We start from the raw sequence: 22,488 nt of genomic DNA on the forward strand, positions 1-22,488 counted from the left end.
GATCTCCCAGAGATTGTCCTGCATATTCTAGATTTGCCGTAGCCCCTTCTTTTATCCCGCCTCTCAAGTGGGCGAGGGGCCTTGCTGCGTCTCCCATGACTGGGTTGCGGGGCATCGGGAGGCCCCTGCGATCGTCGTAAATCCCGGCAGTCCCCGCCCGCGCTGCAATCCCAGTGAGGAGGAGAAATCATGTCTATCACCCGCATCGAATCCGGTTCGCGCGCGAGCCAGGCCGTCATCCACAACGGCACCGTCTATCTCGCGGGGCAGGTGGGAACACCCGGCGATGACGTCGCCACGCAGACCAAGACCATCCTCCAGAATATCGAGCGGCTGCTCGAGGCTGCCGGCAGTAGCAAGAACCATATTCTCTCTGCCATGATATGGCTCGCGGACATGGCCGATTACGAGGCGATGAATGGGGTCTGGGACGCCTGGGTCGCCCAGATCGATCCCCCGACGCGAGCGACCGGCGAGAGCCGCCTTGCAGCCCCTGAATATCGGATCGAGATCATGATCGTCGCAGCGACGGTCTGAGGCCATCCTCGAGGTAGGCGGTACGCTGACGTTACCGGCCGGTCGACCCGGCCGGGGAGGGCGAGCATTGGAATGAACGGGACTATGTCAGCTATCGGCCGATCCCTCCCCGCCAGCAATCGGGAAATAATATGCATGATCGCTGCGCCAGCCCCTGCGGCACAAGCTCGGCGGTAGTTGGGTGCAGGGCGCGCAACAACGCCTGCTCTGACGGGGCGTGTGCATAATATACAAATGATTGTCCTGAATATTCTAGTTTTTCGGTGTCGTGCCGCTCAGATTGCGCGACCATCGCGGGGAAGGTGGGAGCGCCTGCGCGACTTCGGCCTGGATATCTGCGCAAGCGAGCAAGGGGATCAACGCGGCGTGACAAATATCATAATCGGCGCAGGCGTGATCGGTCTGACCACCGCGCTGGAACTACTCGAGCGCGGTCAGGACGTCACCTTGGTGGACCAAGAGCCGCAGGAAGGCCTTGGCGCGAGCTTCGCCAATGGCGGCCTGCTGACGCCGGCCATGTCCGACCCCTGGAATGCACCTGGCATCCACCGCCACCTCGCTGAATTTCTCTTCAGCTCCTCCTCGGCCATCAAGCTGCGCTGGAGTGCGATCCCGTCGTTATTTGCCTGGGGCGGACGTTTCCTGCTGAGTTCTACGCCGGCCCGTTTTCGAGCAGCGATCGCCGCCAACTTCGAGCTTGGCATGTACTCGCTGGGCATCCTTGACGAATGGCGCGCCAGGCTTCCTCTTTCCATTGACGCTTCCGACGTGGGGACGCTGAAATTCTTCCGGTCGTCGCGCGCCTTCGATGCCGTGGTCGGGGTGACGGACTTGCTGCGTGAGCAAGGGCTCGATGCCCGGATGCTGAGTGTCGAGGAGATGATCCGCCTCGAGCCCTGCCTGGAGCCGATTGCCAGCCAGCTTGTCGGTGCAATCCATTATCCCCAGGACAAGTCGGGAGACGCATACCTGCTCTGTCGGGCGCTTGCCGATCGCATCAGAAGGCTTGGCGGCACGTTCCATTTCGGGCGCGAGGTACACGCCATTGAGTTGCGTGGTGGCAAGGCGATCGGCATCGATCTGGGCGAGGAAACCCTGCGGGCAGACAATATCATTGTGGCTGCCGGCACCGCCAGTCCGGGGCTCGTGAAGCGACTTGGCGTCCGGCTCGCGATCAAGCCGGTCAAGGGCTATTCAATCACCTACGAGCCAGAGCCAGGACAGCGTCTCCCGGCTATTCCGGTGGTCGATGATGCCTATCATGCGGCAGTAACGCCGCTGGGCGGACGGCTTCGGTCAGTCGGCACGGCCGAATTTGCCGGCGGGGACCTCCACCTCGATCGTGAGCGGGTCGATAATCTCACGGCCTTCATGAAAGCTGTCTACCCCCAGATCGCGACGGCCGAGACCCTTGCCACCGGCAAGCCCTGGACTGGTTTGCGTCCGGTCGCAGCGGACGGTCGCCCCTATATCGGCGAGACCCAGACCCCGGGGCTGTGGATCAACAGCGGGCACGGTCATTTGGGGTGGACCCTGGCGGCAGGGTCGGCGCGTCTCCTGGCAGACCTTATCACCCGGACCAGGCCCGAAATTGCCCCTGAACCCTATTGCGTCATGCGAAGAGCCTGAGGTCGAGAGACGAGCGCCATGTCTACCAGCCCGATTTTCCTCAGCTCCCGTCCGGCATTTGCCCGGCCTGCTGGGCCATATCATTGTTGCGATCAGGACATTCCTATGACACGAACAGTCGAGACCAAGGTCGATCCTGGTCTGTTTCGCGAGCCTCTACGCATTGCGGGGCGTGTTTTTGCGGGCATTCCAGCCGTTCAGGTCACGATCCGGGAGCAGGCCTTGATCGGCCGCGGGGAGGCAGGCGGTGTCTTCTTCCTCGGTGACGATGTTGCCCATATGCTCGAGCAGATCGATCAGGTCCGCACAGCGATAGAGGTGGGGGCCGATCGCAGGGCCCTTCAGGACATGTTGCCGCCCGGCGGCGCGCGCAATGCCCTGGATGCCGCGCTCTGGGAGTTGGAGGCATGCCGCAGCCAGAGGGCCATCTGGGAGATCGCCGGCATGAAGCGACCGCGCGCGCAGGTCACCACCTATACATTGGGTGCCGATAGTCCCGATCAGCTGCGCAAGAGCCTCGCGGCCTATGGCGATGCCCGCGCGCTCAAGCTCAAGCTCGATGGTGACATGGCGGCGGATATCGAGCGGATCGAGATCGTCTATCGGGAGCGACCAGATGCTTGGCTGATGGTCGACGCCAATCAAGGCTATGATGCTGCAGCGCTGCCCGAACTGATGCCCACCATGCTTGCATGTAATGTGCGCCTGATAGAGCAGCCCGTGGCGCGCGGCACCGAGGCCAGTCTCGACGGCATCAAGCTCTCCATCCCGCTGGCCGCCGACGAAAGCGTGCTGAGCATCGAGGACCTGCCCAGCCTTGTCGGACGTTTCCAGACGATCAACATCAAGCTCGACAAATGCGGTGGGTTCACCCATGGCCTCGCGATGGCGCAGCGCGCGCGCCAGCTCGGCTTCGGGCTGATGGTCGGCAATATGGGGGGGTCGAGCCTGGCGGCGGCACCGGCCTATCTGCTGGCGCAATTGTGCGACTTCGTCGACCTTGACGGCCCCAAGTTTCGCGAAAAGGATATGGTCGGCGGGGCCCGCTACACCGATGGTATGATCGAGATCGGCGATCATTTCTGGGGCGCGTCGTCGTCGCACCTGCCTCAATCCGTGCCATGACCCGCTCGGCCGGCAATAGCGCCACGCGGCATGGCCGACTTGAGGATGGCTATGCCCTCGTGGTGGGTAGCATTCTTCTCGCACTGGGGCTTTCCGTTCTGCATGCCGCTGGCCTTGTCACCGGAGGAATGGCTGGCCTCGCCCTGCTGGTCCGTCATTGGGTCGAACTGCCCCCAGGGTTGCTCTTTGCGCTGCTTAACATACCCTTCCTTCTTCTGGCCTTGCGCGTCCTGGGCGGCCTCTTCACCTTGCGTACGGTCCTTGGCAGCTGCTGCATCGCATTGCTCTCGACCGTTGCCGAGCGATCGATGACGATCCTTGTCCATGACCCGCTCGTCGCGGCAATCGGGGCTGGCACGCTGCTTGGCATGGGCGCTCTCGCCTTCGTTCGCCATGGCGCGGGGGTTGGCGGCGTCGGGATCGTGACCTTCTGGCTTCATCATCGGCGGGGTTGGAACATGGGGGCTGTCCAAATCGCTATCGACGCCCTGATCCTGGCCGCATCCACCTATTTCCTGACCCTGGACCAGATCGCCTGGTCTGGGCTCAGTGCCATCGTCATGGGCGCGGTGGTGGCGCTTTGGCACCGCCCCGACCGCTATCTTGCCATGTCGCCTTCCCTCCGCGGCGATAGCAAAGCCCGTCCGCAATCCGATGACCCACTTTCCAAGGAGCATATATGACCGACTATGCCGATATCGAAGGCAGCATCTGGCTTGATGGCAAGATGATCCCCTGGCGTGACGCAAAAGTGCATTTCCTCACGCATGGCCTGCAATATGCTGGTACCGTGTTCGAGGGCGAGCGCGCCTATGGGGGCAAAATCTTCAAGCTGCGCGAACATACAGATCGTCTGATCGATGGCGCGCGGATCATGGGGTATACCATTCCCTTCACCGCCGACCAGATCGACCAGGCCTGCAAGGACGTCCTCGCCGCCAATGGGCTGAGCGATGGATATCTAAGGCCCGCCGCATGGCGCGGCTCCGACAAGCTTGGCCTGTCTCCAGCCGGTGCGAGCGTACACCTCGCGATCGCGGCCTGGGCTTGGCCTTCCTATTTCTCGCCCGAGCAGAAGATGAAGGGGGTTCGCCTTACCCACTCCGACTGGCGTCGTCCCGCGCCCGATACGGCGCCGGTACGAGCCAAGGCATCTGGACTCTATCAGATTTGCACGATTGCCAAGCAGAAGGCCGAGGAGGAAGGGTTCGACGATGCCTTGATGCTCGACTATCGCGGCTTCCTTGCCGAGGCGACGGGTGCAAATCTCTTCCTCGTGATCGATGGGAAGCTCCATACGCCGACTGCGGACTGCTTCCTCGACGGTATTACGCGGCGGACGGTCATTGACCTTGCCCGTGCAGCCGGTCTCGAGGTTGTCGAACGGCATATGGATCCGGGCGAGCTTGCGCTTGCAAATGAGGCTTTCCTGACCGGGACTGCCGCCGAGATTACCCCGGTCGGCGAGATCGGTGAGCATCGCTATACCCCAGGGGCGGTCTGCTCGCTCATCATCGACGCCTATCATCGGGCGACGCATGATCACTAACCCCTTGGCGGTGTCGCGCCGTATAGGATGAGTTGAGCGCGGCATACGCTTTCAGCGGTGACAAGCCTCCTGAGTCCCCACTTCGTCGGCACTCAGGAGGTTGCTCAGTTTGCGTGACGTTGGCCTTAATCCTCCGCTCCAGTTTGATCCGGCAATTCCTACGACCCTAGTGAACGACCTGGTTTGGTCGCGAGCTGTCACATGAAACGTAGATCGGATGACGGCATTTCGTACGCGAAGGGTTTTCCGACACCCTGGAGGAAGCCGCCGTTCTCGTTTCACCCTTCGAATGAAAGCTTCCTCATTCGAAAGGTCCGGAATGATGTGATTGCCGTTAGGTTGGGACATAGCCCATGTGGGCTAATAGATCGGCCGCTTCGCCATCATCGCGCGAGAGGCCGCCTACGACGAAATCGCTATGGTGCTCACCAAAGGGCCGCAGACGGGCAACAATGTCTCGGTGCCCATCCTCTCCGGCGAACCAAACCAGCTTGCCATCCGGCGCATATCTATGATTCCCCTTGAACAGTGCGTTCAGAAGCTTGTTTGCAAAATCATCATTTTGAACGCGCCGCATAATTTCAGGCGATTTGGCAAGATCGTGGGCAAGCCAAAGCCAGTGCCGCCACACGTTTTCATCTTCCATGTGGAATTCATCCCAAGCCTGCTGCTTTCGGATTTCATCTTCTGTTGGGATCAAGGGGGCCACGTTCATTGTCAGTGCTTCTCTGTGGGTCGAGCCCCGCATTCATTGCACAATTGTCCGACCGTCAGGTTAATCCCTCTCGATACTACCGGCAATGAGGCTGTTTCCGAAGGCAGATGCAGGTCCGCACTATTCAGCAGACAGCATCACAAATGTCCTGTTTTCACGTTCGGCACGTCCGATGCGCTCGAAATACGCTTGGAGCAAATGGGATCGCCCTCGCTCTCGGTAGGGGTTTATCAACGCAAAAACTCCCTGCTGCCGACGATAGCGCGTCAGAAGGTCATTGCGCTGCCCTTCAGACATTTCAGGCTTGCTGGAAGTGAGATGGGAAACCGCCAGATCGGTGCCGGTCTGTTTGGAGGCTGCGCAGTGCTCCGCTGCACGCTGCAACGTCTCCCGAGCTTCACCATCGTCGGTCAAGCTCGATCCTGGCCCTGACTCTATCGTCCGCGCGTAACAGTCGAGATAGGGCTTGTAGGCCGAACTGATAGTCGCGTCGGTCTGAAGCTCCATTGCAGGCATATTGTCGGCAAGCACCTGCGCGTCGCCATTCTGCGCGTTCGCGCACGCCGGAACCGTCAAAGCCAATACCGCAATGTTTATGACAGCATTTCGAAGCACGAGCTTTCCCTATCAGCAGCACCGCCATCTATGCCACCGGCGCGGTGACGCTCCAACGGGAATCAGGTGAAATCCGTTCCGGCAGCTTCTAACATAACCTGCCGTTCGCGCGCCCGCGTCGCAATGACGTAAGCTGGTCGACTGCTGCCGGGAGCTCTTGGGACATAACTGCCGTTCAAATATGTTCCTGTGAAGGTCGGCATCTGCCAACAGCCGACCTTCACGGCGAAAGCCGGAGAACTACCTCAACGCGGAGCGCGCCGATCTATTAAGATCACGATAGCCAGCTGACGCGGTTTCTTATCCTCGATAGCTGGGGAGGAAGTCGGCGGTTAGACGATATCCTCCCACCATACATCAGTGAGCCTTTGGGACGATGTCAGTTCCATTGGGCCGATGCTGTGGCTCGTCTTGGTTGTCGTCGAGCGGCACATCCTTGCGGCCATACAGGGCGTAAAGCGTAGGCAGCACGAACAGGGTGAGAAGCGTCGCGGAAATTAGTCCTCCAATGACCACGGTAGCTAACGGCTTCTGGATTTCGGCACCGGATCCGGTCGCCAGCGCCATGGGCACGAAGCCGAGCGATGCCACCAGCGCCGTCATCACCACCGGCCGAAGTCGGCTCCTCGCGCCTTCATGGGCAGCTTGCGCCGGGTCCATGCCTTGAAGCACCAAGTCCCTGATCGCCGTCAGCATGACCAGACCGTTGAGCACCGCGATACCCGACAGCGCGATGAAGCCGACCGCTGCGGAAACCGAGAACGGCATGCCGCGCAAAAGGAGTGCGAACACCCCGCCGACCAGCGCCAACGGTATTCCTGTGAACACGATCGCTGCATCCCGCCCGCGTCCAAGTGCCCCGTAAAGCAGCAGCAGGATCAGCGCGAAACAGGCTGGCAGGACCAGCATCAGGCGCTCCCGGGCCGAGGCGAGGTTCTCAAACTGCCCGCCCCATTCAACATGCGTCCCGGCAGGCAGGCGCACGTCGCGCGCGATAGAGCCTTGCGCATCGGCCACGACGCTGGCGATGTCGCGCCCGCGCACGTTCGCTTGCACGACGATGCGACGCTTGCCGTTCTCCCGGCTGATCTGGTTGAGACCGCTTACGATGCCGATGTCGGCGACGCTGGACAGCGGCACATGCACACCGCCCGGTGTCGGAACCGGTATCTGCGCCAGCCTCGCCGGATCGGATCGCTCGCCATCGCCGAGCCGGATGGTCACGGCGAACCGCCGGTCACCTTCGAAGATCATCCCGGCATCGCGCCCGCCGACCGCGGCCGCCACAACGTCCTGAACGGTCTTCGCCGAGACGCCCAGTTGCGCCATCGCCGCGCGGCGCGGACGGATGTCCAGCATCGGCAGGCCCTCGGTCTGCTCGACCCGCACGTCGCTTGCCCCGTCGGTCCGGCGCAGGACTGCGGCGATGCGCTCTGCCGTGCGCCCGATGGCGACAGGATCGTCGCCGAAAACCTTGACGGAAACGTCGCCGCGCACGCCTGCGATCAGTTCGTTGAAGCGCATCTGGATGGGCTGGCTGATCTCGAAGTTCTGCCCCGGCAGGGCTTCCAGCTGCTTTTCAATCAGGGCGACGAGATCGGCCTTGGCAAGCACCGGATCGGGCCATTCCTTGCGCGGCTTCATGATGATGAAGGTGTCGGAAATGTTGGGCGGCATCGGATCGGACGCCAGTTCCGCCGTCCCGGTCTTGGAAAAGACGAAACGCACCTGCGGCAGCGCAGCGATGGCCTTTTCCACCTGGAACTGCATCGCCTGGCTCTGATCGACCGAGGCACCCGGTACGCGCAGCACCTGGACGGTCGCGTCGCCCTCGTCGAGTTGCGGCAGGAATTCCTGCCCCAGCAGTCCGAACACGCCGAGCGCCCCCGCGAAGGCTGTCAGCGCCACACCGATGGTCCGGCGCGGGCGACGCATCGCCCGATCGAGACCGGGTTCATAGCGGCGCTTGAGCCAGAGCATGATGCGCCCCTCCTTCTCCGCCACCGGGCGCGAGAGCAGGGTCGCCAGCATCGCCGGCACGAACGTCAGCGACAGGATGAAGGCACAGACCAGCGCCAAGATCACCGTCAGCGCCATCGGCGCGAACGTCTTGCCCTCGATCCCCGTCAGCGTGAGCAGCGGGACGTAGACGAGGATGATGATCGCTTGCCCGAAGACCGAAGGCCGGATCATTTCCCGCGCCGCGCCCGCCACCGTTTCGAGACGTTCGGCCAGCGTCAGCACGCGACCTTCGCGGTGCTGACCCTCGGCCATGCGCCGCAGGGCGTTCTCGACGATGATAACCGCGCCATCGACGATCAGCCCGAAGTCCAGCGCGCCAAGGCTCATGAGGTTGGCCGAAACGCCGCCCTGCAACATGCCGAAGCCGGTCAGCAGCATCGTCACCGGGATCACCAGCGCCGCAATCAATGCGGCCCTGAAGTTGCCGAGCAGTGCGAATAGCACGACGATGACCAGCAGCGCGCCTTCGCCGAGGTTGCGGGCCACAGTGCCAATGGTCGAATTGACCAGTGCGGTGCGGTCCAGAACCGGCTGGACGATCACGTCGGTCGGCAGCGATGCGTTAATTTCGTCCAGACGCCTGGCCACCGCCGATGCCACACTGCGGCTATTTTCACCGACGCGCATCACCGCCGTGCCGACCACCACCTCGCGCCCGTTCTCGGATGCCGAGCCCATCCGCAGCGCCTGCCCGGCCTTCACAGTGGCGACCTGCCGCAACAGGATCGGAGTGCCCTCGCGCGTGGCGATCACCGTGTCGGCCAGATCGGCCAGCCCGCGCAGCCGCGCGTCGGAGCGCACCGCCAGACCTTCGCCGTTGCGATCGACCACGCCCGCACCGACCGCGCTGTTGTTCTCTTCCAGTGCACGGGCGAGTTCATCGATGCCGATCTTCAGTGCGGCGAGGCGCTGCAGATCCGGCACCACCTGAAACTGCTTCACATAGCCGCCGATGGCATCGATCCCGGCCAGTCCCGGTGTATTCTTGAGCAGCGGCGTGACGATCCAGTCCTGCGCGGTACGCAGGTACGTCGCCTGATCGGCCTGCGTGACCAGACGCTCGCCCTCGGGCGTGATGTAGCTGCCGTCGGGTTGGATGCCCGGCTCGCCGGGTTCATGGCGGTCGTCCGCGCGGTGATCGAGGCGCACGGTCCACATGTAGACTTCACCAAGGCCCGTGGCGATCGGCCCCATCTCGGGCGCGACGCCCTCGGGCAGAGTGCCGCCGATCGTCGCCAGCCGTTCGCTCACCTGCTGGCGCGCGAAGTAGATGTCGGTGGCGTCGGTGAAGACGGCGGTAACCTGGGCAAAACCGTTGCGGCTCAGCGACCTTGTATATTCAAGCCCCTGAATACCCGAAAGCGCGGTCTCGATGGGGAAAGCCACCTGGCTCTCGACCAGTTCGGGCGAGAGCGCGGGCGCGCGCACATTGATCTGCACCTGGTTGTTGGTGATGTCGGGGACCGCGTCGATCGGCAGGCGCTGGAGCGCCCAGCCACCGACGAGGCAGGCGATGAGGGTCAGCAGCAGCACCAGCCAGCGCCGCGCGACGGAAAAGGAAACGATGGCGTTGATCATGGCTCAGTGCTCGTGCTCCGCCTCGCCCTTGCCGAGTTCGGCCTTGAGCATGAACGATCCGGTCGCGGCAATCCGCTCGCCGCCCTTGAGGCCGCGCGTGACGATGACATTGCCGCCGCTTGCCTGCCCGGTTTCGACGGCGACGGCACGGAACCCCTTCGCCGTGCGCACGAAGACGGCTGGCTTCCCGCCCACGGTCTGAATGGCAACCTGCGGGACGGAAACCGCCTTCGCGCGCGCCTCCAGCGGCAACGTCACTTCGGCGTTCACCGTCTCGCCGACGCGCCACTGGCCCGCCCGGTTGTCGAGTTCGGCTATCGCCGGAACCAGCCGGGTTTCGGGATCGAGCACCGGCGAGAGGAACCGGATGCTGGCCTCGGCGCTTCGCCCCGGCGCCGTCACGACTACCGCCGCACCAGGCCGCAACCGGGCCGCATCGGCGGCGGACAGCGACAGCGCGATCGTGACCTTGCCGAGATTGGCGACGCGGTAGAGTTCGGTGTCGGGCGCCACCACCTGACCCAGCGTGGCGCTGCGCGCGATCACCTGCCCGGAGAGCGGCGAAGGCAAGGCCACGCGATTGAGCCCGCCAGCCGCCCTTCCCGTCGCCGCCAGCTGCTGGCGCGCCAGACGCAGCGCGATTCCCGCTTCGGTCGCAGCCGTGCGGGCTTTGATAAGATCCTGCTCAGGCGAGACTTTTTCGGCGTACAGCCGCCGTTCGCGGGCTAGATTGCTGTTGGCAAGCGTCAGGCGCGCCGCCGCAGCCTCGATCTCGCCCTGCATCTGCGCCGCCTCGCGGCTTTCGACAATGGCAAGCGTTTCGCCCGCGCGAACGGTATCGCCAAGGTTGCGGCCCAGCGTCACGATCCGGCCGCCTATAGCAGCGGTGACGATGCGGATACCCTGCGGATCGGCCTCGATCGTGGCGGGCAGCGCGACCGCTCCGTCCGCGCCCGCCGAACTGACCGTCACCACCTCCACGCCCGCAGCCTGCAACTGTGCGGCGCTGAGGGAAACGGTACCTTCCTCATGGTCCGTATGGTTCTCTTCGCTGCCCTCATCATGCCCCTCCTCGTGGGCATGGCCTTCGCTTTCCCGAGGCGCGGAATTGCAGGCGCCCAGCATGAGGGCGAGCGCCAGCGGTACGGCGCGTTTCACAATCTTCATCGGATCAATCCTCGGTCAGGTGTGGCGCGGGCGCGGTCAAACGTTCCCTGCGCGCCGCAGCGTCGTGATAGGCGGCTAGCGCATCGACGGCAGCCAGACGGGTTTCGGCAAGCGCGCGTTCGGCATCGAGCAGGTCGAGCTGCCCGAACTTGCCTTCGCGGTAGCCGATGCGGGCAATGCGCGCGGCTTCCTGCGCGGCGGCGAGCGCGGCGCCGCCGGCCATGCGGGCCGCCGTCTCGGCATTGGCGACTTCGGCATCGGCGGTGGCGACGGCCTGCGCGATGCGGATCAGTGCAACGCGCCTTTGGGCATCGCTCTGGTCCCGCTCGGCACGCGCCTGCCTCAGCGCGGCGCTCCCCCGGTCGAACAGTTGGAGGGGGATCGAGATGCCGAAGGTCATCGCCGTGTCGCGGGTGGCTTCCAGTCGGCGCGGTCCGGCAAAGACCTGAATGTCCGGCACGCGCTGGGCGGCGGCAAGTCGGACCTGTGCTTCAGCCGTCGCGACATCGAGCGTTGCCGCGCGAACCGCCAGCGTATCCTCGGTGACGACCCGTTCGACCGGCCCGGCGGGATCGAGACGATCGAACCACGCCGCATCCAGATCCCCTGCCACCGGCGCGGCGATCAGGCGTGAAAGATTCTCGCGCGCCACTTGCGCCAGCCGCTTCGCCTGCTCGTCGGCGAGACGGGCATTGGCCAGCATCAGCTGGCTGCGCTGTTCTTCCAAAGGCGACGCCCGCCCGGCGCGGACCCGCACTTGCGAGGCATGCAGCGCCTCGCCTGCGATTTCCACCTGCCGCGCCGCGATCCGCGCGCGGTTTTCCCCCGCAAGCACGGCGACGTAGCCTTGCGTCACCGCAAGCCTGAGATCGGCAAGGGCAACCGCGCGTTCGACCAATGCCCGTTCCTGCCCAACATCGGCGAAGGCAATGCGGGCGGAACGCTTCCCGCCCATCTCCAGCGGCATGGTGAACTGCGCGGTCGTCTCCGCGCTGTCGAAACCGCGATAGATGCCGCTTCCGGCGACGTTCTCGGTCTGGAGGCTCAGCGAAGGGTTGGAACGCAGGGCGGCGACGGCGCGGGCGGCATCGGCTGCGCGAACCTGCGCGTTTCCGGCCTCGGCGACGGGTGAACCGGCACCGGCCAGCTCAAGCGCACCCGCCAGGGTGAGCGAAGGCGCACCTTCGCTCGCGTGGGCGCCGCAGGCGCAGCACGCCGCAGCCGCAAAGGCCGCGATGGTACGATACATGGGATCAATCTCCTGAAGACGTCATTGGAGGCCCCGGTCGCATGCGCGTTCCGGGAGCCGATCGGCGTCGTTCAGAAAATGGGTGGGTCGATCTCGGGCTGGCGCTCGACCGGCCGCAGCGCTGTCATGACTTCGGCCTCGCCGGCAAGGGCCAGAGCCCCGATCCCTGCGACCACCGGCAGCAAGGTGGGCGTGCCGATATGGTGGCCATGGCACCCGCCATGGTGATGGGGAACGGGACTGTCCTGATCGGGAGGCGAATGATCGCCATCGCCCTCCCAGTGCCACGCGACTTTTTCCACGTCGTGTTGCGCCAGACTTTCCGTGGCATGCGCCATCGCCCCTACGCCAAGCGTAAGAAGCAGGCTGACAAGCAGCATGAGGAAGGCGGAGCGGCGCACGGCCATTCGCTTAACACCGGCCCCCGGCGCTGTCACCCGCCCTGGTCGGGGGGCAATCCAGCCTGTCGCGCTCCCGGGCGACGGAGAAAATCCCGTACTCGACCGAAATCCGCCATTTCCTTTGTCATGACCAGTGATTTGCAAGGCGCACGGCCCGCAATTCCATAATATTCATGCATGGACTTACAACGGATGCCCCATTGCCGGTAATCGCTATGCGAGCGAACACAAGGTCAGGACATTCGCCCGCTCGCAAAGGTCGCTGCTTTTCATGAACATTCGCCTGTCCCGTCCCGCAGCGCTGCTGGCGTCTCTCCTGCCGCTGGCCGCATTGCCCTCCGGTCCGGCAGTGGCGCAGCAGGCGCCGCGCTATGGCGAGGCGATCACGTTGCAGGCCGCACAGGAACTGGCGCGCATCGCTCGTGAAGAGGCTCGCGCGCGCGGTCTGGCAATGGCCGTGGCAATAGCGGGGCCTGCCGGCGATCCCGTACTGCTCGAAGTGATGGACGGCACCCAGTATGCCTCCACCGCGATCGCCCCCGCCAAGGCACGAACGGCGGCGCGTTTCCGCAAGCCCACCAAGGTCCTGCAGGACGCAGCGGCGGCAGGGGCCGTCGCTTATGCCGGGGCCGACAACGCGGTTGCGCTGGAAGGCGGCCTGCCGGTGTTTATCGACGGAACGGTTGCAGGCGGCCTCGGCATCAGCGGAGGCACTTCGGCGCAGGACGGCGAAGTCGCCGCCGCCGCGCTCGCGCGCTTCAAGCCATAAGGCAAATGCATGGACCAAGGCGCTTTCATCACCTGACCCGGACGCCTTCATGTAATAAAGTAACATCGACGATCAATCGAAATTCGGAGTACCTATCACCATGACGTTTCAGCGCCGGACCATTCTAGGCGGTTTCGCAGCGATGGCCGCCCTGCAGGCCGCAGGCGCCTGCGCAAAGCCGGGCCGCAGGCTGCGTGTCGGCGTGATCGGCGGCGGCCTGATCGGCGCTTCGGTCGCCGCCCAACTGGCCAAGGCCGGCGCCGAGGTCATCGTGTTCGAGAAGACCCGGCCCGCCGCAGGTGCAACCGAGAAGTCGGTCGCGTGGATCAATCCGGTGGTCAACGATGCCCACTACATGAAGCTGCGCCTCGAAAGCATGGACGCCTGGCTCGACGACGACCGTGCGCTCGGCATGAAGGCGATCTGGGGCGGTTCGATCAGCTGGGCCTACGCGAACAAGAAAGACTCGCTGCAAGTGAAGGCGAAGCTGCTGGAGGCGACTGACGATCCCCCGGTCTATCTCGACGCTGCCGGCATCACCAAGGCCAGCCCCGGCGTGTTTCCGGGCGACGAGGTCAAGCTTGCCTTCCAGACCGCCAAGGACGGTCATGTCGATCCGGTCTTCGCCACGCAGCGCTATCTGGCGGCAGCCAAGCGTTTCGGCGCCAAGGTTCTCTATCCGTGCGAAGTGACCGCGATCAAGGTCGTCGGCGGCGCAATCGCCGGCGTGACCACGACGAAGGGCGATTTCGAACTCGACCATCTCGTCAGCGTGACCGGCACCGATACGCCGCGCATCATGGCGCTGATGGACCGCAAGCTGGAACTGGCGCACAAGCCCGGCCTCGTGGTGCATACAACGCCGCGTCCCGTCACCACGAAGCTGGTCTACGAAGCTTCGAGCATCCTGGAATTCAAACAGTATGCGGACGGGCGCTATCTCACCAGCTTCACCAGCGGTCCGCCGAACCTGCCCCAGCACGCCGAGATCCTGAAGCACCAGATGAATTACCCGGACCCGGCGCTCCAGCAGTTCCATGGCGACATGCTGATCGCCCGCACCGCCGAATACATGCCCGCCATTGCCGAGGCGAAGGCCACCAAGGTGCTGCTCGGCTTCCGCCCCTACCCGCTCGACAACAAGCCGATCGCCGGGCCGGTGCCGGGCATCAAGGGCGCTTATGTGCTGGTCACGCACAGCGGCATCACCCTCGCCCCGATCCTGGGCCGCTATGCCGCGCAGGAGATCATGACCGGCGTGGAAGCGCCGATCCTGGCGCCCTACCGTCCTTCGCGGTACATCACCGCATGACCTTCGTCGCCCACACGGGAGCAAGACCCCGCGTCCCGTGCGGGCGGCGATCCGCGCCCTGTCGCGGCGAATTTACAGCGCCGCGAGCCGGGCCTATCAGGCTCGCATGAACTTCCGGCAGCTCGAGATATACCGCGCGTTGATGATCGGCGGTTCGGCGTCACGCGCCGCGGAACTGCTGAACATCACGCAACCTGCCGTCAGCCGGGCCATCTCGGAACTCGAACACCGCGTCGGTTTCGCGCTGTTCGATCGGGTAAAGGGCCGCCTCATCGCGACGCCCGAAGGCGAGCTGTTCTTCCGCGATGTCACCAATGCCTTCACCGGGCTGGACACCCTGCGCGCGTCGGCCGCACGCATCCGCGATTTCGGTTCGGGCAGCCTGCGCATCGCCAGCCTCGCCGCGCTCGGCTCGACGCTCGTGCCGCGTGCTGTGCGCAAGTTCCGCGAGACCAACCCGCAGGTCTCGATCACCTTGCAGATCCTGTCATCGGCGGCGGTACGCGACCATGTCGTCAACCAGCAGTTCGACATTGGCCTTGCCGCAGACGAGGTCGACCTTTCGGGCGTCGATCACAGCGTCTTCCAGAGCGTGCGCGCGGTCTGCGTGATGCCGCCGGATCATCCTTACGCGAACCGGGACGTGATCCGTGCCGAAGACCTGCACAACATGGCCTTCATCGCGCTGGCCCCGGAAGATCGGGCGCGTGCGCGCATGACCGAGACCTTCGACGCGGTCGGTGCGCACCCGCATATCGTGGTCGAAACCCCCGCATCGTTGACCGTATGCGCTCTTGCACTCGAAGGCGTGGGCCTCGGGCTCGTCAATCCGTTCGCGGCGGACGGGTTCGAACAGCGCGGGCTGGTCATCAAGCCTTACGAACCGGCGGTCTATTTCCGGGCCTATATCCTGTTCCGGCCGGACGCCCAGCGGGCGCGGCTGGTCCGCGAATTCGTATCGGCACTCAACGGCGCGTTGCGGTCCGGGCCGGGGCAGTAAGGCACACCAGCGCCTGCCCGCTTTCGCAACGAACCATGCGGTGCAAAGGCAGGCGCGCTTGCCAGGCCGCGGCAATCGCCATCAGGCGCGCCTCGTCGCCGCGCCTACCCAGCAGTTCCAGAGAAACCGGGCGCGGTCCCTGAGGCGTCCCGACCACGCCGACCGGAATCGCCATCGCGGGACGCCCGGAATAGGCGGCAAGACGGTGGGTTCCGGCAGTCTCCGGCCCCCGATCCACAGGAGCGGACGGTGCCTGCACGGATGGATAGACGATGACGTCCACGCAAGGATGGCCGCCCTCACAGTCGAACGCCTCATCCAGCCTTTCTGCGACATAGCGATCCCGAAACGCGCCGTTCACGCGATAGCGCGGATCGGCTGCCGCACCGGCCCGGTTGGCGCTGAAAGTCGCCACGTCTTCCACCACACGCGGATCGGTGCTCCCGGCTGCCTGAAGGCGGCGCAGTTCGGCGAGCAAAGCGGCAGCATCCTGCGGAACGCCCGCGCGCGAAGGCAGATAGGCGTCCATCACCGCCGGAAAATCGAAGGCAGAGCGGCTTGCGAACATGGCCGTCTCTCCTGAAGGCGCGTCCTTGCCGGTCAGGACCGTCTCATCGCGCAGATGCATGTCTGCGACGACTGCGCCTGCTTTACGCATGCGATCCAGCGCCTGCGCCTCGGCATAGCCACCGGCCCGCATGAACGCGGCAAGGACCCCGACGCGCAGTCCCTTCAGCGGATGTCGGGGGCCGGCCCGGCCTGTGTCGACGAGCACGGACCATATCGCCATGCAATCCGCGACATGCCGGCACATCGGCGCAATCACGTCCTGCGTCGGGCTGAGCGGCAGGACACCGCCCATCGGCATCGCACCGAAAGACGGGCGCAGACCGACCGTTCCGGTCAGCGCCGCCGGCACCCGCGCCGATCCCGAGGTATCCGTGCCCAGCGCGATCACGCCAAAACCGGCCGCGAGCGCCGCTGCGTTTCCCGACGACGATCCGCCCGCGCTTTCGGCAAAGGCAAAGGGGCTCGTCGTCTGCCCCCGGATGGACGATCGCCCGCGATAGTTGAAGGCGAATTCCGACATGTTGGTCTTGGCGATGACGATCCCGCCCGCGCGCTTCAGCTTCGCCACGGCTTCGGCATCAGCAGTCGCATAGTTTTCCGCCAGCGCCACCGAGCCAGCCGTCGTTGGCATCCCGGCGACGTCGATGTTGTCCTTCACCAGCAACGGCGCGCAGGCGAGCGGCAATTCCTGCCGCGCGGCGCGGGGCAGAGCATCGATGCGCCGGGCCTCGTCGCGGGCGGTCGGGTTCAGCGCGACTACCGCATGCAGCGATCCGTCGAGCCGCGCGATGCGATCGAGGCGGGCTTGGATGACGGACAGGCAGCTGACTTTGCCCGAAGCCAGCTGCGCCTCGATCCGCGCAACTTCGCCCGGCCCGGAAGATCGGGCGGAGGCGATCCCGCCGGGGAGGCATGCGCAGACCGTCACGAGAAGCCCGAGCTTCAGAACGACGGTACGGCGCATGCTCATCTGTCGACCGCTCAGAACTTGAACGCAGCCGAGGCGAAGAACGACATGCCGTTGAAGCCGAACGGCGAGATCGCGTTATACGGCAGCGTACCCGCATTGTCCGACCCGTTGGTCCCTGCCGCGACACTGGCTACGGTTGAGCGCAGGTTCTGCGTAGGATAGATGTCGAACAGATTGTTCACGCCTGCGCTGAGAGTAATCCCCGGCGTGAAGTCGTAATTCACCTGGATGTCGGTGATGATCTTGCCCTTGAAATGCTGGATCACCTGCGAGTTGGCGCTGGTCGAGGAAACCGGCACCAGCGTGACGTCGTAACCTGTCGTCAGCGCTTCGATCTGCGCGGGCGTCAGGCTAGTGAAGGCAACGGCAGATACCTTGCCATAGTAAGTGTTCGTGAGGCCCAGCGAAAAGTCGCCCGACTTCCAGTTCAGGTTGAGCAGCACCTTCGAGCGTGGCTGGCTGTCCGAGATACGTACCTGCTGCGTCAGGTCAAACAGAGGCGTGGTGATCCCCAGCGCTGCGATCTCATCTGGCGTGCCGGCGACCTTGTCGAACTTGGTCTTGTTGTAGTTGCCCGCAAGCAGCACCGAAAGTTCGCCCAGCGACCCAAAGTCGAATCTGTTGGTCAGCGTCACGTCAATACCACGCGTGGTGGAATCGACAGCATTGGTGATGTAGCTGGCGCTGCCGATGCCGCTGACGCCGTTCGCCGCCAGCAGATTGGTCAGCGCCGTCCCTTGGAACGCCGAGGACTGCACAATGCGGTCCTTCAGCTTAATCTGGTAGGCATCAACGGTTATCGTCAGCCCGCCCTGGTCGTAGACGATACCCGCCGAGATGTTCTTCGACTTTTCAGGCCGCAGCGGCTCAGCACCGATGAGCTGGGCGGCGGCGCTGTTGACCGGCAGGTTGCGGCGCAGCACCGGGGCACCGTTTATGAAGTCGTTGACGGTGTTACTGAAAAAGATTTGCGCCAGATGCGGTGCGCGGAAACCCGTGCTGAACGAGCCCCGGACGGCGATCGGCTCGATAACCTGCAAACGACTGGACAGCTTGTAGTTGGTCGTACCGCCGAAGTCGGAAAAGTTCTCATGCCGTATTGCGGCATCGAGCGTCAGGCGCCCGAACAGTTCCTTCTCCAGCTCGGCATAAAGAGCCTTGCTGTCGCGCTTGCCGAAGGTCTCGTCGAGCGGGTTGATGCCGGGGCTGGGCTGGAAGCCCACGGGCGCGGGCCTGCCGGCGTTCGGACCGTCGAGGATGACGGCGCCACCGTCCGCATAGCTCACCGGCTCGCCCGCGATCAGGCGATAGGTCTCCTCGCGGTACTCGGCGCCGAGGGCGAAGTTGAGCGGCGCGCCGTCACCCAGGTCGAATTGCCGCGTGAGGTCGAGATTGGTGGTCCACTGGTCATAGCGGGTGGAGCCCAGATGCGCGCTGGTAGGGCTCGCGAGACCGTAGGAGACGTTGTTGGCGTTGATAGTCCCGTTGTCGATCAGGCTTTTGCCATAACCGGTCGAGACATCCCAATTGAACCCGAAAAGGTCTTCGCCGCGCAGGCCCCCGGTCGCCGAAACGTTCCGCAGGCGGATGTTGCCATAGGGGATGAAGCCGTCGGGATGCAGCGCCCGCACGGTCTGGTCCTGACCGGCACGGCGGAAGAAATACGGGGTCTTACCGTCGAGATCGCTGTAGCCGCCGAAGGCATAGATGGTCGCCCCGTCACCGTTGGTCGGGATTTCGGCATTGAGGAAGACCGACTTCATCTCGTAGGCCGAGTTGCCCTGCCGCGATGTGCGGCGATCTACCGTCGCCTCGCGCGCGTCCAGCCTGCCGGCCGAGGCTGTCAGGCCAGTCCCCGAACCGTAGAATGCCGACGGCATGACCAGCGCGCCAGCGGCATTGGTGCCGAAGTACTGCTGACGCGTATCGTCCATGGAGCGATCGGTCGCGGAATGGTTCTGGTACTGGACGGTCGCGCGGATCACGCCCCCATTCCAAACCGGCAACCCGACACTGGCACCAACGTCGACGTACTCGCCGTCGCCTTCCTTGGTAATGCCGGTCGAGACCTTGCCCTTCACCCCGGTCGACTTGTCGAGCGTGAGATTTATAACGCCGGCGATCGCGTCCGAACCGTATTGGGCCGACGCGCCATCGCGCAGGATTTCGACGTTGCTGAGCGCCATGCTCGGTATCGCATTAAAGTCATAGGCGACGTCGCCTCGGCCGATGCCGTTGCTGGTGCTCAGATCGCCGGTGGAATGGCGACGCTTGCCATTAACAAGCAGTAGCAATTGACCGGTCGACAGACCGCGTAGCGTCGGGGGGGTCGTAAAATCGCCAACGCCCGACGCGCTGGGGCGGGGCGTGTTGAAGCTGGGTACCGAAGTCTTGAGCATGTCCTGCACTTCGGAGCGGCCGCCCCGGGCTAGATCGTCTGCGCTGATGGTGTCGATGGGCACCACCGATTGCGCCGCCGAACGGCTACCGAAGCGCGAGCCGGTGACGACGATGTCGGTGCCTGCGTCCGCTTCCTGTGCCAGCGCAGCCGCGCTCGGCAGGATGCAGGAGAGCGCCACCAGTCCGGTGGACGCCATGGCGATGCCGCGAAATTGCCTCATGTTCTTAGCTTTCCCTGTTTTATCGATAGACGCGTGCAACCCGCCCGTCATCGGCGGACACAATCTTGCCGCCACGCCGGATGGCGATGATCGGATTTTATTTGGCTGCCGCTAGGACAGCCTAACTCCAGGCCGATGCTTGGCACCGGCCGAACGTCTGCCTGTGTTCAGCTGCAGTCGTTTCGGATGCCGTGTGGCTCCGGCGAGGTGTACAGTCTCAAATGCATGCTACCCCCTGGTAAAGAATTGCACGCTCCTGCGGACGGAAGGTTGGTATTCTTTTGATACCGTGGGTCTTTGCCCATATCCTGCCCGTCCCCGCCATCTTGCCCTGCTCATCGTGAGGGACAAGTGACGGGTTTGAACGAGTCCATGCATGAAGGTTATGGGCCTTGCGCGATCCCATAACCTTCATACGAATTTGCTCCGTCAGTGCCCTTTCAGGCTTGCCAGATAGGCGACGATGGCCTTGCGCTCATCGGGCTTGGGAACGCTGGTGAACATGCGTGTGCCCGGCACCATCTTCGAGGGACCGGACAGCCACGTGTCGAGAGTACGCGCGTCCCAGCGGACCTGCGCCTTCTTAAGCGCGGGCGAATAGGGATAGGCCCCCGTGCCCGCATTGCGCCCGACGATGCCGGACAGGTTAGGCCCTGAGCCCGACTTCTTGCCCGCCTCGGTGGCATGGCATGCCGCGCAGCGCTGCTTGAACAGCACGGCACCATCGGCGGCCAAGGCAGTGGTAGATATCAGGCCCGCCAGCAAAACGAACGGCATCGCCGCGAAACGAGTAAGCGTCATGGATCTACTCCGAAACTGTCGTGGTAATTGGCGCGCAGGGTCAGGCGAAGGTGCCTCGTTCCTGATGGATCGCGGCGACCAGCCGGTCGAGCTCGGCACTGGTGTTGAACAGCGCCGGGGTGACGCGCAGCCCCGCGCCCGATGCCAGCCCCGCCTTGGCGACGACAAGCAGCTTGTGCTTTTCCACGAACAGCGCCTGTGCCGCCTTGGCCTTTGCGGGCGTGTCCATACCGGGCAGCCTGAACGCGCTGATCGCGCCGTAATTGCCCGGCTCGTCGGGCAACATCAGCTGGATGCCGGGCACGTCGCGCACGCGCGAGACCCAGTAGTTCCGCAAGGCTTTCAGGTGCGCGAACTTGCGTTCAATGCCCATTGCAGCCTGAACCTCCAGCGCCGCGGGGATCGTCAGGCGCGCCGCGAAATCGACGGTTCCACTGGGAATGCGCGAGCGTATCTCGTCCGCCGAATAGATGCGGTTGCCGAGCCAGGGCTGGATGTCGGCAAGGCGTGACTTGCGGATGTAGATGCCGCCGGTCCCCAGCGGGGCCGCCACCCATTTGTGCAGTGAGAAACCGATGAAATCGGCGCCGGTATCGGCAACGTCGAACGGCATCTGACCCACCGCCTGAGCACTGTCGAGGATCGTATCGACCCCCCGCGCCCGCGCCATCGCCACGATCTCCCTGACCGGGGGGATCAGCCCGTTGCGGTTGGAGACATGCGTGAGGAGCAACAGTTTCGCGCGCGGCGTTTGCTTCAGGACCTTTTCATACGCCGCCAGGATATTGGCGCGGGTATGCGGCTCGGGCAGGGAAAACCGCACGACTCGAACGCCCCGGCTCTGTTCGAGGTAGTCCATCGCGAACTGCATCTCGTCATAGTCGGCATCGCAGTAGATCACCGCATCGCCGGGCTTGAGGAGCGCGTAATTGGTGATGAGCGCATAGAGCCCCTCGGTCCCGCCGCCGCTCAGCGCCACTTCGTCAAGCGACGCGCCGATCAGGTCGGCCACCGCCTGCCGGGACTTGTCGAGTTCCTGATCGCGCGGCATGTCGGGAACGCCGCTGCGCAGGAACGTGGAATTGTACCGGTTCACCCACGCGACCTTGCCGAGATAGGCCGCGTGAACCGACTTCGTCATCGCCCCGTAATAGGCCGCATCGAAGTTCACGATCGATCTGTCGATGTCGTAAAGCGTTGCCAGCCGCTGCTGGGTCTGCTCGAACGAAAGCCCGGCACCCAGCACGCTGCGCACGCCTGCCTGAGCCGGCGCCGCCAGCGCGCGGCCTGCCAGCAACGTGCTTATGGACACTGCTCCGGCCCCGGCAAGGAACTGCCGCCTGTTATTCATATCTTGTCACTCCGAAACGTGGGATCTGGATGAAGCGCCTGATCAGGCGCGAATTTCGATGATGGCGTCGATCTCGACGGCGTAGTTCAGCGGCAGCCGGTAAACGCCGACCGCCGAGCGCGCATGCCGCCCGTGTTCCGCGAAAACATCGACCATGAGGTCCGAGGCGCCGTTGATGACAGCGGGGACCGCGAAGAACGAAGGCCCGGCCTGAACGTAGCCGCCAAGGCGCAACACTTGCGTGACCCGGTCCAGATCGCCGCCGCAGACCGCGCGGAACTGCGTGATGAGGTTGATCGCGCAAAGCCGCGCGCCTTCTACCGCCTGTTCGGGCGTGACGTCTTCGCCGACGATGCCCTTCACTTCCTGCGCGGTGCCCTTGGACAGTTGCCCCGAGACATGGACGATCCGCCCGGAGCGCGTGTACGGGACGTAATTGGCAACCGGCGCCGATGGCTCGGGCAAGGCGATGCCGAGCTGGGCAAGCCTGTTCGCGATGCGAAGCAT

Annotated in this window: 19 protein-coding genes; 8 read left to right on the forward strand and 11 right to left on the reverse strand. The window is 64.2% G+C overall.

Annotated elements, in window-relative coordinates:
• The first annotated feature begins 189 nt into the window (after window positions 1-189).
• From V2S85_RS17125 to V2S85_RS17145, 5 genes are all read left to right on the forward strand, one after another.
• The gene (locus V2S85_RS17125) at window positions 190-537 is read left to right on the forward strand and encodes a RidA family protein (RefSeq protein ID WP_330704056.1); all 348 of its coding nucleotides are present in this window, start codon (window positions 190-192) and stop codon (window positions 535-537) included.
• A 366-nt stretch (window positions 538-903) separates the two neighbouring features.
• Complete coding sequence (locus V2S85_RS17130; RefSeq protein ID WP_330704057.1) at window positions 904-2,166, forward strand: FAD-dependent oxidoreductase; 1,263 nt, start codon at window positions 904-906, stop codon at window positions 2,164-2,166.
• 105 nt (window positions 2,167-2,271) lie between these two features.
• The gene (locus V2S85_RS17135) at window positions 2,272-3,291 is read left to right on the forward strand and encodes an enolase C-terminal domain-like protein (protein ID WP_330704058.1); all 1,020 of its coding nucleotides are present in this window, start codon (window positions 2,272-2,274) and stop codon (window positions 3,289-3,291) included.
• A complete protein-coding gene (locus V2S85_RS17140) occupies window positions 3,288-3,974 on the forward strand; it encodes a YitT family protein (protein ID WP_330704059.1) in 687 nt (228 codons plus the stop codon). The genes V2S85_RS17135 and V2S85_RS17140 overlap by 4 nt, the downstream gene beginning before the upstream one ends.
• On the forward strand, window positions 3,971-4,840 hold the full coding sequence (locus V2S85_RS17145) for a branched-chain amino acid aminotransferase (RefSeq protein WP_330704060.1): 870 nt from the start codon (window positions 3,971-3,973) through the stop codon (window positions 4,838-4,840). The genes V2S85_RS17140 and V2S85_RS17145 overlap by 4 nt, the downstream gene beginning before the upstream one ends.
• A 334-nt stretch (window positions 4,841-5,174) precedes the next feature.
• On the opposite strand, the gene V2S85_RS17150 is transcribed toward V2S85_RS17145, so the two are convergent.
• The 6 genes from V2S85_RS17150 to V2S85_RS17175 form a co-directional block, all read right to left on the reverse strand.
• Window positions 5,175-5,555: a hypothetical protein gene (locus V2S85_RS17150; RefSeq protein ID WP_330704061.1), complete on the reverse strand. Its 381-nt coding sequence runs from the start codon at window positions 5,553-5,555 to the stop codon at window positions 5,175-5,177.
• A gap of 120 nt (window positions 5,556-5,675) precedes the next feature.
• Window positions 5,676-6,170 (reverse strand): hypothetical protein, encoded by a 495-nt coding sequence (locus tag V2S85_RS17155; protein WP_330704062.1) that lies wholly within the window; start codon window positions 6,168-6,170, stop codon window positions 5,676-5,678.
• A 357-nt stretch (window positions 6,171-6,527) separates the two neighbouring features.
• A complete protein-coding gene (locus V2S85_RS17160; RefSeq protein WP_330704063.1) occupies window positions 6,528-9,770 on the reverse strand; it encodes a CusA/CzcA family heavy metal efflux RND transporter in 3,243 nt (1,080 codons plus the stop codon).
• 3 nt (window positions 9,771-9,773) lie between these two features.
• Window positions 9,774-10,937 (reverse strand): efflux RND transporter periplasmic adaptor subunit, encoded by a 1,164-nt coding sequence (locus tag V2S85_RS17165; RefSeq protein ID WP_330704064.1) that lies wholly within the window; start codon window positions 10,935-10,937, stop codon window positions 9,774-9,776.
• A gap of 4 nt (window positions 10,938-10,941) precedes the next feature.
• Window positions 10,942-12,186: a TolC family protein gene (locus V2S85_RS17170; protein WP_330704065.1), complete on the reverse strand. Its 1,245-nt coding sequence runs from the start codon at window positions 12,184-12,186 to the stop codon at window positions 10,942-10,944.
• Window positions 12,187-12,257: 71 nt separating this feature from the next.
• Window positions 12,258-12,593 carry a hypothetical protein gene (locus V2S85_RS17175; protein ID WP_330704066.1) on the reverse strand — a complete coding sequence of 112 codons (336 nt, stop codon included), beginning with the start codon at window positions 12,591-12,593 and terminating at the stop codon, window positions 12,258-12,260.
• A 265-nt stretch (window positions 12,594-12,858) separates the two neighbouring features.
• Between V2S85_RS17175 and V2S85_RS17180 the strand changes: the two genes are divergently transcribed.
• The 3 genes from V2S85_RS17180 (at window position 12,859) to V2S85_RS17190 (ending at window position 15,668) form a co-directional block, all read left to right on the forward strand.
• Window positions 12,859-13,356: a heme-binding protein gene (locus tag V2S85_RS17180; RefSeq protein ID WP_330704067.1), complete on the forward strand. Its 498-nt coding sequence runs from the start codon at window positions 12,859-12,861 to the stop codon at window positions 13,354-13,356.
• A gap of 100 nt (window positions 13,357-13,456) precedes the next feature.
• On the forward strand, window positions 13,457-14,668 hold the full coding sequence (locus V2S85_RS17185) for an FAD-binding oxidoreductase (RefSeq protein WP_330704068.1): 1,212 nt from the start codon (window positions 13,457-13,459) through the stop codon (window positions 14,666-14,668).
• Between the two features lie 106 nt (window positions 14,669-14,774).
• Entirely contained in the window at window positions 14,775-15,668 is an 894-nt protein-coding gene (locus tag V2S85_RS17190; RefSeq protein ID WP_330704069.1) for a LysR substrate-binding domain-containing protein, read from the forward strand.
• Here V2S85_RS17190 and V2S85_RS17195 read toward each other — a convergent pair.
• From V2S85_RS17195 to V2S85_RS17215, 5 genes are all read right to left on the reverse strand, one after another.
• Window positions 15,634-17,208, reverse strand: coding sequence for an amidase (locus tag V2S85_RS17195; protein WP_330704070.1), 1,575 nt, complete (start codon window positions 17,206-17,208; stop codon window positions 15,634-15,636). The two genes, V2S85_RS17190 and V2S85_RS17195, sit on opposite strands and share 35 nt — an antisense overlap.
• 11 nt (window positions 17,209-17,219) lie before the next feature.
• On the reverse strand, window positions 17,220-19,880 hold the full coding sequence (locus tag V2S85_RS17200) for a TonB-dependent receptor plug domain-containing protein (RefSeq protein WP_330704071.1): 2,661 nt from the start codon (window positions 19,878-19,880) through the stop codon (window positions 17,220-17,222).
• Between the two features lie 378 nt (window positions 19,881-20,258).
• Window positions 20,259-20,630: a c-type cytochrome gene (locus V2S85_RS17205; protein WP_330704072.1), complete on the reverse strand. Its 372-nt coding sequence runs from the start codon at window positions 20,628-20,630 to the stop codon at window positions 20,259-20,261.
• Between the two features lie 40 nt (window positions 20,631-20,670).
• Complete coding sequence (locus tag V2S85_RS17210; protein WP_330704073.1) at window positions 20,671-21,981, reverse strand: aminotransferase class V-fold PLP-dependent enzyme; 1,311 nt, start codon at window positions 21,979-21,981, stop codon at window positions 20,671-20,673.
• Between the two features lie 42 nt (window positions 21,982-22,023).
• A complete protein-coding gene (locus V2S85_RS17215) occupies window positions 22,024-22,488 on the reverse strand; it encodes a RidA family protein (RefSeq protein WP_330704074.1) in 465 nt (154 codons plus the stop codon).

This window comes from Novosphingobium resinovorum, from assembly GCF_036352595.1.
Classification (GTDB): domain Bacteria; phylum Pseudomonadota; class Alphaproteobacteria; order Sphingomonadales; family Sphingomonadaceae; genus Novosphingobium; species Novosphingobium resinovorum_B.